The sequence below is a fragment of the Nitrincola alkalisediminis genome (assembly GCF_009821115.1).
Lineage (GTDB): Bacteria > Pseudomonadota > Gammaproteobacteria > Pseudomonadales > Balneatricaceae > Nitrincola > Nitrincola alkalisediminis.
In genome coordinates this window covers 1-15472 of the sequence record NZ_VYTY01000005.1, presented here as the reverse complement: position 1 = coordinate 15472, position 15472 = coordinate 1, and the positions used below count along the sequence as shown (strand labels likewise).

15 protein-coding genes are annotated in these 15472 nt (G+C 46.0%); 10 read left to right on the top strand and 5 right to left on the bottom strand.

Annotated elements, in window-relative coordinates; genetic code table 11:
* Positions 1 to 2: 2 nt before the first annotated feature.
* The 4 genes from F5971_RS09110 to F5971_RS09095 are packed head-to-tail and all read right to left on the bottom strand — an operon-like array spanning position 3 to position 4346.
* The gene (locus F5971_RS09110; protein ID WP_193494784.1) at positions 3 to 752 is read right to left on the bottom strand and encodes a sulfite exporter TauE/SafE family protein; all 750 of its coding nucleotides are present in this window, start codon (positions 750 to 752) and stop codon (positions 3 to 5) included.
* Positions 753 to 2963, bottom strand: coding sequence for a DNA helicase II (gene uvrD / locus F5971_RS09105; RefSeq protein ID WP_193494783.1), 2211 nt, complete (start codon positions 2961 to 2963; stop codon positions 753 to 755).
* A gap of 29 nt (positions 2964 to 2992) precedes the next feature.
* A complete protein-coding gene (locus F5971_RS09100) occupies positions 2993 to 3967 on the bottom strand; it encodes a homoserine kinase (RefSeq protein WP_036513325.1) in 975 nt (324 codons plus the stop codon).
* 10 nt (positions 3968 to 3977) lie between these two features.
* On the bottom strand, positions 3978 to 4346 hold the full coding sequence (locus F5971_RS09095) for a DUF2782 domain-containing protein (protein ID WP_237748671.1): 369 nt from the start codon (positions 4344 to 4346) through the stop codon (positions 3978 to 3980).
* Here F5971_RS09095 and polA point away from each other — a divergent pair.
* Complete coding sequence (polA, locus tag F5971_RS09090) at positions 4345 to 7098, top strand: DNA polymerase I (protein ID WP_193494782.1); 2754 nt, start codon at positions 4345 to 4347, stop codon at positions 7096 to 7098. The two genes, F5971_RS09095 and polA, sit on opposite strands and share 2 nt — an antisense overlap.
* Positions 7099 to 7267: 169 nt before the next feature.
* Here polA and yihA read toward each other — a convergent pair whose 3' ends face one another.
* Positions 7268 to 7918 carry a ribosome biogenesis GTP-binding protein YihA/YsxC gene (gene yihA, locus F5971_RS09085; RefSeq protein WP_193494781.1) on the bottom strand — a complete coding sequence of 217 codons (651 nt, stop codon included), beginning with the start codon at positions 7916 to 7918 and terminating at the stop codon, positions 7268 to 7270.
* A 202-nt stretch (positions 7919 to 8120) separates the two neighbouring features.
* On the opposite strand from yihA, the gene F5971_RS09080 reads away from it, so the two are divergent.
* The 9 genes from F5971_RS09080 to tatC all read left to right on the top strand — a co-directional run bounded on the left by F5971_RS09080 (position 8121) and on the right by tatC (position 15046).
* Positions 8121 to 8726 (top strand): c-type cytochrome, encoded by a 606-nt coding sequence (locus F5971_RS09080; protein WP_036513333.1) that lies wholly within the window; start codon positions 8121 to 8123, stop codon positions 8724 to 8726.
* Positions 8727 to 8878: 152 nt separating this feature from the next.
* Complete coding sequence (locus F5971_RS09075) at positions 8879 to 9508, top strand: thiol:disulfide interchange protein DsbA/DsbL (RefSeq protein ID WP_036513339.1); 630 nt, start codon at positions 8879 to 8881, stop codon at positions 9506 to 9508.
* Between the two features lie 125 nt (positions 9509 to 9633).
* The gene (locus F5971_RS09070) at positions 9634 to 11163 is read left to right on the top strand and encodes a sensor domain-containing diguanylate cyclase (RefSeq protein WP_193494780.1); all 1530 of its coding nucleotides are present in this window, start codon (positions 9634 to 9636) and stop codon (positions 11161 to 11163) included.
* A 39-nt stretch (positions 11164 to 11202) separates the two neighbouring features.
* A complete protein-coding gene (ubiB, locus tag F5971_RS09065) occupies positions 11203 to 12828 on the top strand; it encodes a ubiquinone biosynthesis regulatory protein kinase UbiB (RefSeq protein ID WP_193494779.1) in 1626 nt (541 codons plus the stop codon).
* 58 nt (positions 12829 to 12886) lie between these two features.
* Positions 12887 to 13279 (top strand): phosphoribosyl-AMP cyclohydrolase, encoded by a 393-nt coding sequence (gene hisI / locus F5971_RS09060; protein ID WP_036513345.1) that lies wholly within the window; start codon positions 12887 to 12889, stop codon positions 13277 to 13279.
* A 4-nt stretch (positions 13280 to 13283) separates the two neighbouring features.
* Positions 13284 to 13616, top strand: a complete 333-nt coding sequence (locus F5971_RS09055; protein ID WP_036513348.1) for a phosphoribosyl-ATP diphosphatase — start codon at positions 13284 to 13286, stop codon at positions 13614 to 13616.
* A 51-nt stretch (positions 13617 to 13667) separates the two neighbouring features.
* Positions 13668 to 13934, top strand: a complete 267-nt coding sequence (gene tatA, locus F5971_RS09050) for a twin-arginine translocase TatA/TatE family subunit (protein ID WP_036513351.1) — start codon at positions 13668 to 13670, stop codon at positions 13932 to 13934.
* A 15-nt stretch (positions 13935 to 13949) separates the two neighbouring features.
* Complete coding sequence (tatB, locus tag F5971_RS09045; RefSeq protein ID WP_193494778.1) at positions 13950 to 14300, top strand: Sec-independent protein translocase protein TatB; 351 nt, start codon at positions 13950 to 13952, stop codon at positions 14298 to 14300.
* Positions 14297 to 15046, top strand: a complete 750-nt coding sequence (tatC, locus tag F5971_RS09040; RefSeq protein WP_193494777.1) for a twin-arginine translocase subunit TatC — start codon at positions 14297 to 14299, stop codon at positions 15044 to 15046. Before tatB ends, tatC begins: the two co-directional genes overlap by 4 nt.
* Positions 15047 to 15472 lie beyond the last annotated feature (426 nt).

The window sequence follows — 15472 nt, the reverse complement described above, 5'->3', positions numbered from 1 at the left end:
TATTAGTGCATTGCCTGCCAAATAAGTTGGAAAGCTAAAAGCGTAAGAATTAGATTGAAGAGTAACCCAAAGCGTTTGTCCGTTAGGGTCTTGAGCACTTTAATTCCCACCCAATTTCCGATCGCTCCACTGATAATCATCAGTAGCATCAAACCTAGCCACTCGCTGAAAACGAATCCAGCTGCACCGAATACAAAGGCCTTTGGTAAATGTTGGATGCTCATACAGGCGGTAAAGTTGGCGACAGTTAAAAAACGATTACCCTTGTGTTGTTGCTTTACAAATGCGGCAACAAGCGGTCCTGTGGCTCCAGCAAACATGCTTATAAAGGTCGTGATCGCTCCTGCGATAAACGTCCCTACACGCCCTAAACCAATGGGAGGGATTTTGGGGCCCCAGCAGAGAAAAAGAATAAAACCGGCAATGCTTAACTGCAGCATAGAGATTGGGAGCTGGACAAGGAAGTGGCTGGCCAACACAGCTCCTAAACAAGCCCCCGGTGTAAATGTGGCCAGCAGTTTCCAATCAATATGTTGCAACGTCATGATGGCACGATTGAAATTTGATCCCAGTTGAACCATGCCGTGCACAGGAATTACAGCGGCGGGTGGCATCGAAATTGCCATAAGAGCGAGCAGTAAAACACCGCCCCCTACACCAATGCTGGACGTGATTGCCGCCGTGAATCCGGCGGCAATCACCAAAAAAATACCCATCCAAGGGGCGATTTCAGCAGGGAGCAGCCATTCCATTTACAACGCCTCCAAGCGAGCAAAGCCAGCAACTAGCCACTTGCTGCCTTCATTATCAAAATTCACTTGAATGCGTGCTTTTGGGCCAGACCCTTCGTAGTTAACGATGAGTCCTTCACCAAACTTGGGGTGTAAAACGCGTTGTCCTAAGTTGAAGCTTAATCCCGGAACACTTGTTTGTGCTAAACTAGGTGACTGAAAAAGCGAGCTTTTATTTGAATTCTGACCGCTGCTGAAGGGGCGTCGAACATTCGCGTTCAAGCGAACCTCTTCAAGTAATTCGTCTGGAATCTCTTTGATAAATCGGGATGGGCGATTGTATTTTTCTTGTCCATGCAGACGGCGTGATTCTGCCAGAGTGAGGTAAAGCTTTTGCATGGCTCGGGTAATGCCGACATAGCACAGTCGACGCTCTTCTTCTAAACGCCCAGGCTCTTCCGCTGACATGCTGTGAGGAAACAAGCCTTCTTCCATGCCCGTTAAGAAGACAAGAGGAAACTCAAGTCCTTTTGCGGAGTGAAGTGTCATGAGTTGCACACCATCAGCATGAGTATCGGCTTGGGCTTCACCCGCATCCAGTGCGGCTTGATCGAGAAATGCAGACAGTACATTGGCGTTTTCGTCGCTATTTTCCCGCTCCCACTGTCCCGAGAATTGTCGGGCAGCGGTTACCAGCTCGTCTAGGTTTTCAATGCGGGATTGCCCCTTTTCACCTTTTTCCTTTTCATGATGCTCAATCAAGCCAGAGATTTTAATGACGTGGTCGGTTTGCTCGTGCAGCTCCAGTCCTTCGGTTTCAGTGCCCATTTGGTTGACTAAGTTAAGGAATCCTTGCAGCGCATTGTTAGCGCGCGCTGGCAAGACCTTCAACTCAACGATCTCATTGGCTGCGCGCCACATGGCGATGTTCTCTTGGCGAGCACGTTCGCGAATGAGTTCAATTGTGCGCGTTCCAATACCCCGTGTTGGCACATTGATAACGCGCTCCATCGCCGTGTCATCTTCGCGGTTGGCAATCATGCGTAGGTAGGCCAGTGCATTTTTTATTTCGAGGCGGTCATAAAAGCGTTGTCCGCCGTAAATACGATAAGGCACTCCACTGCGAATGAGTGCTTCCTCGAGTACTCGGGATTGGGCGTTGGAACGATAGAGGATAGCGCTTTCATCACGTCGGTTGCCCTGCTCAATCCATTTTTCAATTTGGTCGACAATAAAACGGGCTTCATCTTGTTCGTTGAATGCGCTGTAGACCGATACCGCTTCACCTTCGCGACCTTCGGTCCAGAGTTTTTTCCCTAAGCGTCCGGTGTTGTTCTGAATGACGGCATTGGCTGTTTGCAGAATGCGGTTGGTGGAGCGGTAATTCTGCTCAAGGCGGATGGTGTCTGTTTCAGGGAAATGATCGGAGAGGGTTTGAATATTTTCAATCCGCGCCCCACGCCAGCCATAAATAGACTGGTCATCGTCGCCCACGGCCATGAGTTTCTGTTCGCCTTGGCAAAGCAGCCTTAACCAACCGTATTGAATGGCATTTGTATCTTGGAACTCATCGACTAAAACATAGCGGAATCTTTCTCGATAATGCGCCAATAGAGAAGGGGATTTATCCCTGAGAAGTTCTAATGAGCGTAGCAGAAGCTCACCAAAGTCGATCATACCGCCGCGCTCACAGGCGGTCTCGTAGGCGCTGTATAGATCGATCATGGTTTGTTGGAAAGGATCGGCTGTTCGGTCAAGATGTTGACTGCGTAAGCCCTCATCTTTTTGCGCATTAATAAACCATTGAACTTGGCGCGGCGGCCAGCGTGTATCGTCCAGATTCATTTCTTTACACAGACGCTTAATCAGTCGAAGCTGGTCATCACTGTCCATGATTTGAAAGTTGTCTTTCAACCCCGCTTCTTTCCAATGCGCGCGCAGCATCCGATGCGCAAGTCCGTGGAAGGTTCCCACCCACATGCCGTGTGAGTTGATCTTTAACAACTCTTCAATACGGCCACGCATTTCTCGTGCCGCTTTGTTGGTAAAGGTAACCGCCATAATCGAAAATGGAGATAGGCCTTCTGTTTCAACAAGCCATGCAATACGGTGAACCAGTACTCGCGTCTTACCTGAGCCAGCACCCGCAAGGACCAAAAGGTTTTTAACAGGGGCAGTTACCGCTTGACGCTGAGCATCGTTCAGCGAATCAATAATATGAGTGACGTCCATTAGCCTTCAACATTGAGTAAATTGATACGTTAACGCAAGACAGCCGGGGTTTTAATCCTCGACAGTAAAATTTGCTTGTATTGATTAGGGTCTTTGAGTTTCATCGCCCCCCCTTGACGAGAAGCCTGAGCTATCCCTAACCAAGGAATCAGCCTTGAAAGCCAAAAGCGCATGGCGGCTGTTCGTGTTAAGACTGGCCAAGCCATTGCCTCGTCATCTGTAAATGCGCGAATGCTGGCATAGCCTTCTAATAAGGCCTTTTCTCGAATAGGGTCTAGTGTACAGTCTGTATTGCAACACCAATCATTAGCGACAATGGCTAAATCATAGAGCTGATAGGCGGTTGCGGCATTGTACATATCCAGAATCGCCACTAGGGCATCGTCTTTAAACAGGGCGTTGTCATGAAACAAATCCCCATGAATAACACCCATAGGAAGATTTAACTTGGCGTCTCTTAGCTGGTCAAAAGCGCGGACTTCTTGTTTTAACAGGGCGCTGTCTTGTGCATCCAATAAATGAGAAATTGCCTCGCTCTCACGACGCCACCAAAAAACACCACGATGTGCTTGGCGTGTTAAATAAAAATCAGCACCAGCCTCGTGGAATTTGGCAAGAGCCTCTCCAATTTGAAAGCAATGAGTGGCTTTGAGTTGTGTGGCAGGTACATCCGCACCAAAGAAGCGCGGTTGCAGTAATGCCGGTTTCCCTTTGAGTTGCTTGAGTGCAATGCCATTCTGATCTTTGATTGCGTAAGGTACGGCAATATTCCGTGCCGCCAGCCATTGGCCGAGTTCAACAAAGAAGGGCATTTCCTCCAGTGACAGTTCCTCAAAAATGGTGAGGACATAATCATGGATAGCATCGTCTTTGTTGAGCGTCACAAAGTAATTGGTGTTTTCAATCCCACCCTCAATGCCTTGATAGCTGACGAGTGTGCCAAGATTGAAATCAGTCAAAAGAAGCGTAAGCTCTTCGGTCGTAATTGAAGTATAAACAGCCACTGCGTCGTTCCTACCAGGTGAAAATAACCCATTTTGGGATGAGTACAGTGGACTCTCCAACACGAATCAAATCACCTCCCTCTCCTTTAGGGACGAGGTAGTAAGCAGGTCCAACGCCAGGTACCACCTTGATCTCCTTCAAAATACCGTTTACCCGATATTCGAAGTAAGTCGCTTCGCCATCATTACGAATGACGATTTGTTCCTCTTCCTCGAAGCTGTTTTGGGCTTGAAGAGATCCGAGCGTTAAGCAGCTTAATAAGGCAAGGAGTAAGAGTTTTTTGCCCATTTTGTATTTCCCGTCAGTTTCAGCGTGTAATTTGATATGATTGTGAACCTTGATACGATTCACGGCAACCAGCAAAGCGGAATTAACCATGAGTGAACAGCACCCACCTATTATTCTAGTCGACGGCTCGTCGTATTTATACCGCGCATTTTTTGCGTCACAGCAGGCCGACTTACGCACTCGAGATGGTTTTCCCACGGGTGCTGTGCGGGTGGTCACGTCGATGTTACGGAGTTTGTTAAAACTCTATCCGAACAGTCCACTCACCGTTGTCTTCGATGCCAAGGGTAAAACCTTCCGAGACGATATTTATACAGAGTATAAAGCGAATCGACCATCAATGCCTGATGATTTACGACTGCAAGTCGAGCCTATTCATCAAATTATACGTGCGATGGGCATTGAAGTATTGGTTGAAGACGGTGTCGAAGCCGATGATGTGATTGGAACCTTGGCGTGCGAAGCCTCCCGTCAACAGCGTCCCGTAATTATTTCAACGGGTGATAAAGACATGGCTCAGTTAGTGAATGAGTATGTCACCCTAATCAATACAATGAACGACACAGTGCTGGATGTCGAGGGCGTTAAGCAAAAGTTTGGTGTGGAGCCTGAGTTAATTATTGATCTGCTGGCACTGCAAGGCGATAAGGTTGATAACATTCCCGGTGTGCCAGGTGTCGGCGAAAAAACAGCCTTGGCGTTGCTGCAAGGCATCGGTGGTATCCATGCTTTGTATGAACATTTAGATAAAATAGCGGGCTTAGGTTTTCGGGGTTCGAAAACTATGGCCGCAAAGCTCGAAGAGCATAAAGACGCAGCCGAGTTATCCTACCTGCTGGCCACGATAAAAACAGACGTGCCTTTGCATATCAAGCTTGAAGATATACCTTGTCCGACCCCTGATGTGTCGGCTTTATTAGATCTTTTCAAGCAGTTTGAATTTAAAAGTTGGATTGTGGAACTTGAGGCGACTGTTCAAGGAGGGGAGTCGCATTCTGTAGAATCCAATGAAAACCCCTTCTCCGCTGTGATAGAAACCCAATATGAAACGGTGTTGACTTGGGAGCAGTTTGAACACTGGCGTGTACGCCTAGAAGGTGCCGATGTTTTCGCCTTAGACACTGAAACCACTAGCTTGAACTATATGGAAGCCGAGTTAGTGGGTCTATCCTTCGCCGTCAAAGCGGGCGAGGCTGCCTATTTGCCCTTAGCACATGACTACGTTGGTGCACCCACCCAGTTAGATCGTGCTAAGGTCCTAGAGGCCCTTAAGCCGTTATTGGAAGAGCCTACAAAAGGCAAAATAGGCCAGCATATTAAGTACGATATGAATGTTTTAGCGCGTTATGGAATCGAGCTGCGCGGTGTTGTATCCGATACCATGCTTGAATCCTACATCCTTAACTCCACCGCAGGCCGCCATGATATGGACAGTCTTGCAGATCGGTATTTAGGAGTAAAAACCACTTCATTTGAGGAGATTGCGGGGAAAGGCAAGCATCAACTGACCTTCAATCAAATTGATATGGACATCGCTACCCCTTATGCCGCAGAAGATGCCGATATCACCCTGCGTTTGCACCAGTCGCTAGAGCCGAAACTGAGCGCTGAATCTCGTTTGCTGGATGTGTTGCGAGAGATAGAGGTTCCTTTGATTCCTGTTCTTGCTCAGATTGAGCGCCAAGGCGCAAAGGTGGATGCGACACTTCTAGCCAAACAAAGCCAAGAGCTTGACGTTAGGTTGCATGAGTTAGAGCAGCAGGCATATGCCTTAGCGGGGGAAACCTTCAATTTAGGCTCACCTAAACAGTTGCAGGTTATTCTTTATGAGAAGCAGGGTATTCCTGTGACCAAGAAAACACCCAAGGGCGCACCATCAACCGCGGAAGAGGTGTTGCAGGACTTGGCGTTAGACTATCCTTTACCCAAGGTCATTATTGAACATAGAGGCTTGAGTAAACTCAAGTCAACCTATACCGATAAATTACCGGTAATGATCAATCCACGCACCGGAAGAATCCACACCTCGTACCATCAGGCTGTAACCGCAACGGGACGTTTATCCTCCTCAGACCCCAATTTGCAAAACATTCCAGTGAGAACGCAGGAAGGGCGGCGGATTCGTCAGGCCTTTGTAGCGCCCGAGGGCTATAAAATTCTAGCAGCCGATTACTCTCAAATTGAACTCAGGATAATGGCGCATTTGTCGGATGATGAAGGTCTGCTGAGTGCCTTTGCCAAGGGAGAGGATATACATAAGGCCACGGCGGCCGAGGTGTTTGCTGTACCGTTGGATGAGGTTTCTGCAGATCAGCGGCGCAGTGCAAAAGCGATTAATTTCGGATTAATTTACGGTATGTCAGCGTTTGGTCTTGCGAAACAGTTGGGCGTTGGGCGAAATGAAGCACAGCGATACATCGACCATTATTTTGAAATGTATCCCGGTGTGCAACGCTATATGCAGAATACCCGAGCCCAGGCAAGCGAAAAAGGGTATGTCGAAACCCTGTTCGGGAGACGACTGTATTTACCTGAGATTAATGCTAAAAACGCAATGCGTCGACAGGCGGCCGAGCGAACAGCGATTAATGCGCCGATGCAGGGCACCGCTGCGGATATTATTAAGCGGGCGATGATAGAGGTTCACGCCTGGTTAGCCAGTTCAGGGTTGGATGCGAAAATGATTATGCAGGTTCACGATGAATTGGTATTCGAAGTGAAAGCGGACGCTGTGCCTGAGTTGACCGAACAGATTCAACGTCTCATGGCAGGTGCAGCTCAACTCAATGTGCCCTTATTGGTTGAGGTGGGGGTCGGTGACAATTGGGAAGAGGCTCACTAACAACAAGCCTTCCATAGACGGGAACTTTGACATGGCAGATGACTCAAAAAAATGGGTCATCTGTGAAATCTAAAGTGCCTAATAGAGAAAGGTGACTCTTTAACGTAGTCTACGCATGCCCTCAGAGCCGTTTTCCCCTTCGGCTCTGAGGGACTCTTTCCGAATAGGGTCAAGATGGATCGTTGGCGATGTCTTGATCATCTGAAGAGAAAAGCAGTTCTGTGAGTCTTGCTCTTAGCTCATCTACGCCTTGGTGTTTCAGCGCAGAGAAGGTTTGTAACGAAACCCTATCTCCTAAGCGCTTTTCCAACTGAGATTTAAGCTTTAGCAGCGTGCTTTGAGCAGGTCCTCTGGTTAATTTATCCGATTTCGTCAGCAGGACATGCAAAGGCATCCCGGTTCGTTCACACCAACCCACCATCATTTCATCAAATTCTTTCATGGGATGACGGATGTCCATTACCAGCACAACGCCCTTTAGTGCTTCTCGATGTTGAAGATACGCATCAAGGTGTTTTTGCCAATGCGTCTTCATGGCGACTGGTACTTTAGCATAACCATACCCGGGTAGGTCGACGATTCGATACCCAGGAATGTTAAGGTTGAAGAAGTTTATCAGCTGTGTTCGTCCAGGGGTTTTTGAGGTGCGCGCTAATTTCCCATTTTGTGTTAATGAATTGATTGCACTGGACTTTCCGGCGTTTGAACGACCTGCAAAGGCAACTTCAGCGAGGCTGTCATCAGGGCATTGATTGAGTTTATCAGCGCTGACACAGAAGGTTGCGCTGTTAAAATGGAGTATTTGATGAGCATCGGACATTCGTTTATCACTATGGTAGGATCGTCACACAGAACAAAGGCGTTCCAGTTTGTGAGGATATTAGTTTATAATACGACCAATTTTACCTGCGAACTGAGTTAAGCTCTAGTCAGAGTAGGCAAACATTTATAAGGTTAGTGGCGATAAGTCCAATCAAAGCTAGCTTAACGATAATTTACTAGCAAGAGTCCGGGTCAAGTCAATGAACAAATTACTGATCAGCTTACTGATAAGCGTTGGAATCACCGGTGTTGCGCATGCCGCTGGTGGTAATGCAACTGCAGGTGCATCGAAAGTAGCCGTGTGTGCGGCTTGCCATGGTGCCGATGGCAACAGCCCAATGGGAGCCTTCCCAAGCCTCGCTGGGCAAAACTCGCGTTATCTGCTTAAGCAAATGCAAGATCAGTTGAGTGGCGCTCGAGTGATTCCTGAAATGACAGGGCTGCTGAACAACCTTTCAGATCAAGACTTGCGTGATATTGCTGCGTTTTATGCTAACCAACGTACAACCATTGGTCAGGCAGATGCCGAGCTTGTTGAAAAAGGCCGTAAAATTTATGAAGCGGGTATCGCTGATAAAGGCGTTTCTGCTTGTATCGCATGCCATATGCCAAACGGACAGGGTAACAATCCTGCGCGTTTCCCTGCTTTAAGTGGTCAACATCCTGAGTATACCCTGTTGCAGTTGCAAAAATTCGCATCGGAAGATCGTGCGAATGACCCTAACCGTATGATGCGTGATATCGCAGTCAAAATGACTGAATCAGAGATGCGTGCTGTATCACAATACATTCGTGGTCTGTATTAATCAGTATTCATTCGATATTCATGAAGGGTAGCTTAGGCTGCCCTTTTTATTGCCTTTAGCGTTATGTGTTTGTCTTGAAGAGATCAACGAACTTTTATAAGGCATTTGTGTCGAACTGAAAAATCATGTTTTAACTGGGAAGAGAGATGAGTATGTTTAAAAAGTTACTGTTGGGTGCCACCTTTGCCTTGATGTCTGTGATGGCTACGGCGCAGGAGCCTCAGTTCCGTGCAGGAGAGCACTATATCGAATTGCCTTTTGCTGTGGCTACACGCAATCCTGAGAAAGTAGAAGTCGTGGCTGTTTTTGGATACTCATGTCCGCATTGTGCAAACTTAGAGCCTGTCCTGCAGTCTTGGGCCGCGCAACAAGGTGATGACGTTGATTTTCAACATTTGCCAGTTGTGTTTTCTCGTAATTGGGAACCTCTCGCAAGAGCCTATTACGTTGCGGACTTAAGTGGCAAGGTGTCAGAAACGCATTTGCCAATGTTTGATGCTGTGCATGTTGAAAAGCGCCAATTTAGAAATCCAAATGATTTTGCTGCTTTTTACCAAAACTACGGTATTGACCCTAATGAGTTTAAGAAACTCTATGAATCATTTGCGGTTGATATGCGTTTGAAGCAAGGGCAGGCTCGAGTTCGTGGATATGAAATTACAGGGGTGCCTGCGATGGTTGTCAATGGTAAATACCGCATTACAGGTCAGACAGCAGGCAGCAATCAGCAAATGCTGAATGTCGTTAATTACCTTATAGAAAAGGAAAAAAACGCTCAGTAATTTAACCTGTTCAGGATAAAAGTGCCGAATAATTTTGCAAGCAGCTTGTGAATTCTCCCACTATTCGGCACTTCTAGTTTATAGTTAGCTTATCTCACAGTGTAGTTTGGCTCGAGGTAAGCTAAGTGCAATCAGAAACCGACGAATGGCGCAAAAAATATAAAGAGACCGCGCGTGAATTGGAAGAAATGGGAAAGCAGTGTGACCTGAGCTTTTCACAACTGAACCAAATCATAACGTCCATGAGTATTGCGTTACAGGGGCAAGACCCTAAACTTGATCAAGTGCTGTCACTGTTAGGTAAGCAATTATCAACCAATAGCTATGGCACGCTACGAGATATCTCCCGTCACTTAGAAAAATGCTCACGCGAACTGGATACTCAAAAAGTTAATTTGAGTCGTCAGATTAAGCATTCTCTTCAAGAATGGCTCAAGCAGATTAAAACACTGGATGTCGAGAAAGTCGAGACCTCAGCAATTGTCGAACTATCTCGTGAGCTGTCCATCGCAACTGAGGACATGTATTCCTTAGGCGCATTGCTAAAGCAGTTGGTGCAGTTGCAGACTCAAGTGATGGCGCGTGGTCATTTGCAAAGTCCTTCGCAGTCATCTTCGGATGACTCAAGTGCAATTAAACAGCAGTTGATTGAGCTTGTACAAGCCCTGAGAGTTCCTGAGCAATATTCGGATGCCTCGGAGGAGTTAATTCTAAGGCTCAAGACTGCTCAAGAGTTTTACGAAATTGCTCAGGTGATCGAAACGCTTGTTGAGTTGATTCGACGAGTATTTCCCAGTGTTACCGATGATTTTGAAGATTATTTAATTAGTTTAAATTCTCAACTAGGTTACATTCAGTCCTTCTTGTATGAAAGCCGTACCGAAGAAAGTCATGCTGTTTTGCAGCATCAGGCGCTGGATAAAACGGTGAGAGATGATGTAAGTCTGATTCAGCAGGAAGTGCACAAATCGACCGATATTAATGATCTAAAACAATCGGTAACCCTGCAACTGGCAAGTATCATTAAAACGATGGATACCTATCGACAGTCTGAGGAGGCGCGTGAATCTCGGCTGCAGCATCGTTATACTCGTCTTTTAGAAAAAGTGAAACAGATGGAGCTGGAGACGCAGGATGTTAAATCTCGCATAGAGGACGAGCGCTTGAAGGCGAGAACAGACCCTCTGACGGGTCTGCCGAATCGTATAGGTTACGCCGAGCATTTGGCCAGTGAGTTTGAACGCTGGAATCGGTATGGTACAACCTTTACCTTATGTATTGTTGATCTGGATTATTTTAAGAAAATCAATGATGATTATGGCCATTTGGCGGGAGATAAAGTGCTGAGGTTGGTGGCAAAAACACTGCGCAGTAATTTGCGCACGCATGATTTTATATCTCGATTTGGCGGTGAAGAGTTTATTATTGTTTTTCATGCGGCAACTAAGGATGTTGCGTGTACAGTGGCTGAGAAATTGCGAAAAGCAATTGAAAAAAGCCCGTTTAACTTTCAAGGAAAACCCGTTCATGTTACGGCTTCTTTAGGACTAAGCGAAGTGCAAAAAGGGGATGTGGCTGATAGTGTGTTTAGTCGAGCCGATGAAATGCTCTATAAAGCGAAGTCATTGGGTCGTAATCAAGTTGCAGTGGATTAGTGCTGCTTATTTTTTCGTTTTGCTACAGGACTTTATTGAGTGCGCCCTGTTTATCGAAGTTTGAAAATATGGTGGGTGATTGCCCGCTATCGTTTAGATACATTTTTAATTCGTCAAACCTTACCCTTGCCATTGAAACTGTTGCTTTGGCTGCTCCCTTGGCGTTATTTGATTCCGGCCAAAGGCTCAAGTGCCGTGCGTTTGCGACTGGCGTTAGAGGCCTTAGGACCCGTTTTTATCAAGTTTGGTCAAATGTTGTCCACTCGAAGAGATTTGTTAGCCGATGATGTCGCATTGGAATTGGCCCGTTTACAAGACAGTGTGCCGCCTTTTTCAGGCCAGCAAGCGCAACGGATTATAGAAGAGTCGTTAGGGCAGTCGGTTATTGAGCTCTTTGCCGAGTTTGAACAAGCCCCTATGGCATCAGCATCTGTTGCTCAAGTTCACAGTGCTACCTTAAAAAATGGTCAATCAGTTGTGGTTAAGGTGATTAGGCCGGGGATAGCGAAAGTCATTCAGCAGGATATTTCACTTCTCTACACCCTTGCATGGCTGGTCTGTAAGCTGTGGAAAGAAGGGCGGCGACTTAGACCGATTGAAGTGGTTGAGGAGTATGAGCAAACCATTTTTGATGAATTAGACCTGAGGAAAGAGGCGGCAAACGGCTCGCAGTTGCGTCGAAACTTCGATGGTTCTTCTATCTTATATGTGCCTGAAATTTACTGGGATTACACGCGCCGTAACGTGCTTGTCATGGAGCGAATTTATGGTATTCCTGTTGCGAACATGGATCAGTTGCACGCGCAGAATACGAATATGGAAAAGTTAGCGGAGAGAGGTGTTGAGATCTTCTTTACGCAAGTGTTTCGCGATAGTTTTTTTCATGCGGACATGCATCCAGGAAACATATTTGTTTCCATAGATAATCCTGAAGATCCTCAATATATTGCGATTGATTTTGGTATCATAGGGTCCCTCAGTGAAGAGGATCAAAGTTATTTGGCGCGTAATATCTTGGCATTCTTTCGAAGAGACTATCGCCAAGTGGCTCAACTTCATATTGATTCGGGCTGGGTGCCGAGCAATACGAATGTTCATGCTTTCGAAACGGCCATTCGCAGCGTATGTGAACCCATCTTCGAAAAGCCATTGAAAGAAATATCGTTTGGCCTTGTTTTATTGGGACTTTTCCAAACAGCCAGACGTTTCAATATGGAAGTGCAGCCTCAGTTAGTGCTGTTGCAAAAAACGTTGCTCAATATAGAAGGGTTAGGGCGGCAGTTGTATCCAGACTTGGATTTATGGAAGACGGCAAAGCCTTTCTTAGAAAACTGGATGAAAGAGCGCATGGGGCCAAAGGCAGTGTTTCATGCAGTTAAGGAGCAGGCTCCTGAGTGGTTGGAAAAGTTTCCTCAGGTTCCACAGTTGCTTTTTGATGTTTTGCAAAGCACAAAACGTAACAAGGACGATTTGATGCAGATTGAGACTCGCATGCGACAAGACGCAGAGTTGAAGGCTCAATCGTCTCGTCGTTATATGTTGCTGGGTGTAACATTTATCGCCTTAGCGCTGGTTACAATAAGCCCTAACCTTAATTATGAATCGATCCCTATCGAGGGCTGGGTGTTACTGGGTCTTGGGTGGTTGAGTATTTGGAAAGCCTAAACCTTGTTGAGCGTTAATTACATATCGAGCGAATCGCGTAAACTTAAGTGTGGTGAGTATGTCTGATGAATGGTTGAATAGAATAAAATGGGACGCTCAAGGGTTGCTTCCGGCGATAGCTCAGGACAGTGAGACAGGGCGCGTGCTCATGTTTGCTTGGATGAATCGTGATGCATTACGCTTGACCGTTGAAGAAGGTCGAGCTGTCTACTGGTCTCGATCACGCAATCAATTATGGCGAAAAGGCGAAGAGTCGGGTAACGTGCAAGAGCTTAAAGCCATAGAATTAGACTGTGATGCAGATGTTGTGTTATTGCAAGTGAAGCAGTTGGGTAATGTTGCTTGTCATACAGGCCGAAACAGTTGTTTTTATCGCCGCTTAAATAATGCGAACGAATGGGTTACCGTCGAAGGCGTGCTTAAGTCACCAGAAGATATGTATAAGAGATAAAAGCATGAGTGATATTTTAGATCAGCTGAGTGTTGTTTTAGAAGAGCGAAAGCAAGCAGGCGCTGAGAGTTCATATGTGGCATCCTTGCATGCCAAAGGCTTGAACAAGATATTAGAAAAAGTGGGTGAAGAGGCTTTCGAAACGGTTTTGGCTGCCAAAGACGCCGAAATCACAAAAAATAATCAAGCGCTAGTGAGTGAAACCGCTGACCTTTGGTTTCATTCTTTGGTAATGTTGTCTCATCTTGGTGAGGATCATAGGTCTGTATTGGCGGAGCTTGCTAGACGGTTTGATGTATCGGGTCTTGAAGAAAAAGCTTCTCGCATCAAAAAATAAACCTCGTAACTTTAATTTTAAACCTATCAGATTGGGTATTGGAGAGTAAATATGGGCTTTGGTGGAATCAGTATTTGGCAACTTGTCATTGTTTTAGGCATCGTCATTCTATTATTCGGTACAAAAAAACTGCGTGGGTTAGGTGGCGATATTGGCAGCGCTGTGAAGGGATTCAAAAAAGCAATGAATGAAGAAGACACAAAAGACGCGAATGAGTCAGCCGATAAGAAAAAAATCACCAATGAAGATGCTCAGTTTTCTGAACAGGCTTCGACTGACGAGAAAAAAGATAAAACACCTGACTCTTCCTCTAAGTAAAAAGTAGTCTAAACGATGTTTGATATCGGTTTTGCCGAAATATTAATTGTGAGCGTTGTTGCGCTTTTGGTGCTGGGCCCCGAAAAGCTGCCAACGGCAGTCCGCACCTGTGGGCTCTGGCTTGGTCGGATTAAGCGCTCAGTGAGCGCTATTCAGAGTGAAATAAGCGAAGAGTTAAGAATTGAAGAGCTGAGGCGGACGACAGCGATCAGCAAAGAGCAGCTCGAAAAGGAGCTGAAGGAAATGCGTCAGCCGTTTAATGCGGCATCGCAAGACGTAAGTAAAACAGTAGAGGAAGCTGCTAAGGCTGTGGATACGCCGGACGTGGCCTCTAATCTTCAAGACAACGAAAGTAATAAGCCATGAGTACCGAAGATAAAGATCAAGAGCAGCCGCTCATTTCACATTTAGTGGAACTGAGGCAGCGCCTTATGCGTTCAGTTCTCGCGGTTCTGTTGATTTTCCTAGCGTTATTTTATTTCGCCAATGATCTATACCTTTTTGTGTCAGCCCCTTTAACGGCCTTGCTGCCGGAAGGGACAAGTATGATAGCCACGGATGTGACTTCGCCTTTTTTTGCGCCCTTTAAGTTGGCGTTGGTGGTTTCATTAGGATTGGCGATGCCCTATATACTGCATCAGGCTTGGTCGTTTATTGCACCGGGTCTTTATAGCAATGAAAAGAAACTGGCTATCCCTTTACTGTTATCCAGCGTTGTCTTGTTTTATGCAGGGATTGCGTTTGCGTACTTTGTCGTGTTTCCGCTGATTTTTGGGTTCTTTACGAGCGTCGGTCCTGATAATGTTGAAGTTATGACCGACATTAGTAGCTACCTTAACTTTGTTTTGAAATTGTTTTTTGCGTTTGGAATTACATTTGAAATACCTATAGCAACCCTCCTGCTTATTCGCTCGGGCGTCGTGTCTGCTGACAGCCTTGCCAGTAAGCGTGCCTATGTAGTGGTTATCTGTTTTATTTTTGGAATGCTCCTGACGCCACCTGACATCATTTCACAAAGTCTATTGGCCATTCCTATGTGGCTTCTTTTTGAGTTGGGTCTCTTCATGTCTAGGCTGTTGTTCAAGCCAGTCGTTGATGATGAGCGTTCTTGAAGTATTTGGCCTTTTAGATGGTGGCTTTAAAACTTTTTTAAAAAAGTAGTTGACCTCTCCCAAAAACCTCTTTAATATTCGCGCCTCGCTTGAGAGACAAGCCCTTCCGGGGGAAAGTCACTGAAGCGGGGCTTCTTTTTAAGTGTTTGATTCAAATGCAGATTAAGAAGTGGTTGGTGGTTTTTCAGGTAGATGTTTCGAGAAAATGATTTAAAAATTCTTGAAAATAAAGCTTGACACTGACGAGGGGTTCGGTAGAATACGCACCTCGCTTGAGACGACTCAAAACACCGAGTTGCCCAAGACGCTCTTTAAAAAATTAATCAGGTAATGCGTGTGGGCGCTTGTTCAGGTTAGGCATTAAAGCTTAATCAAAAACAAGCAACCTATATGTGAATTCATTTAGATGTACGTTTTTGAGCATGA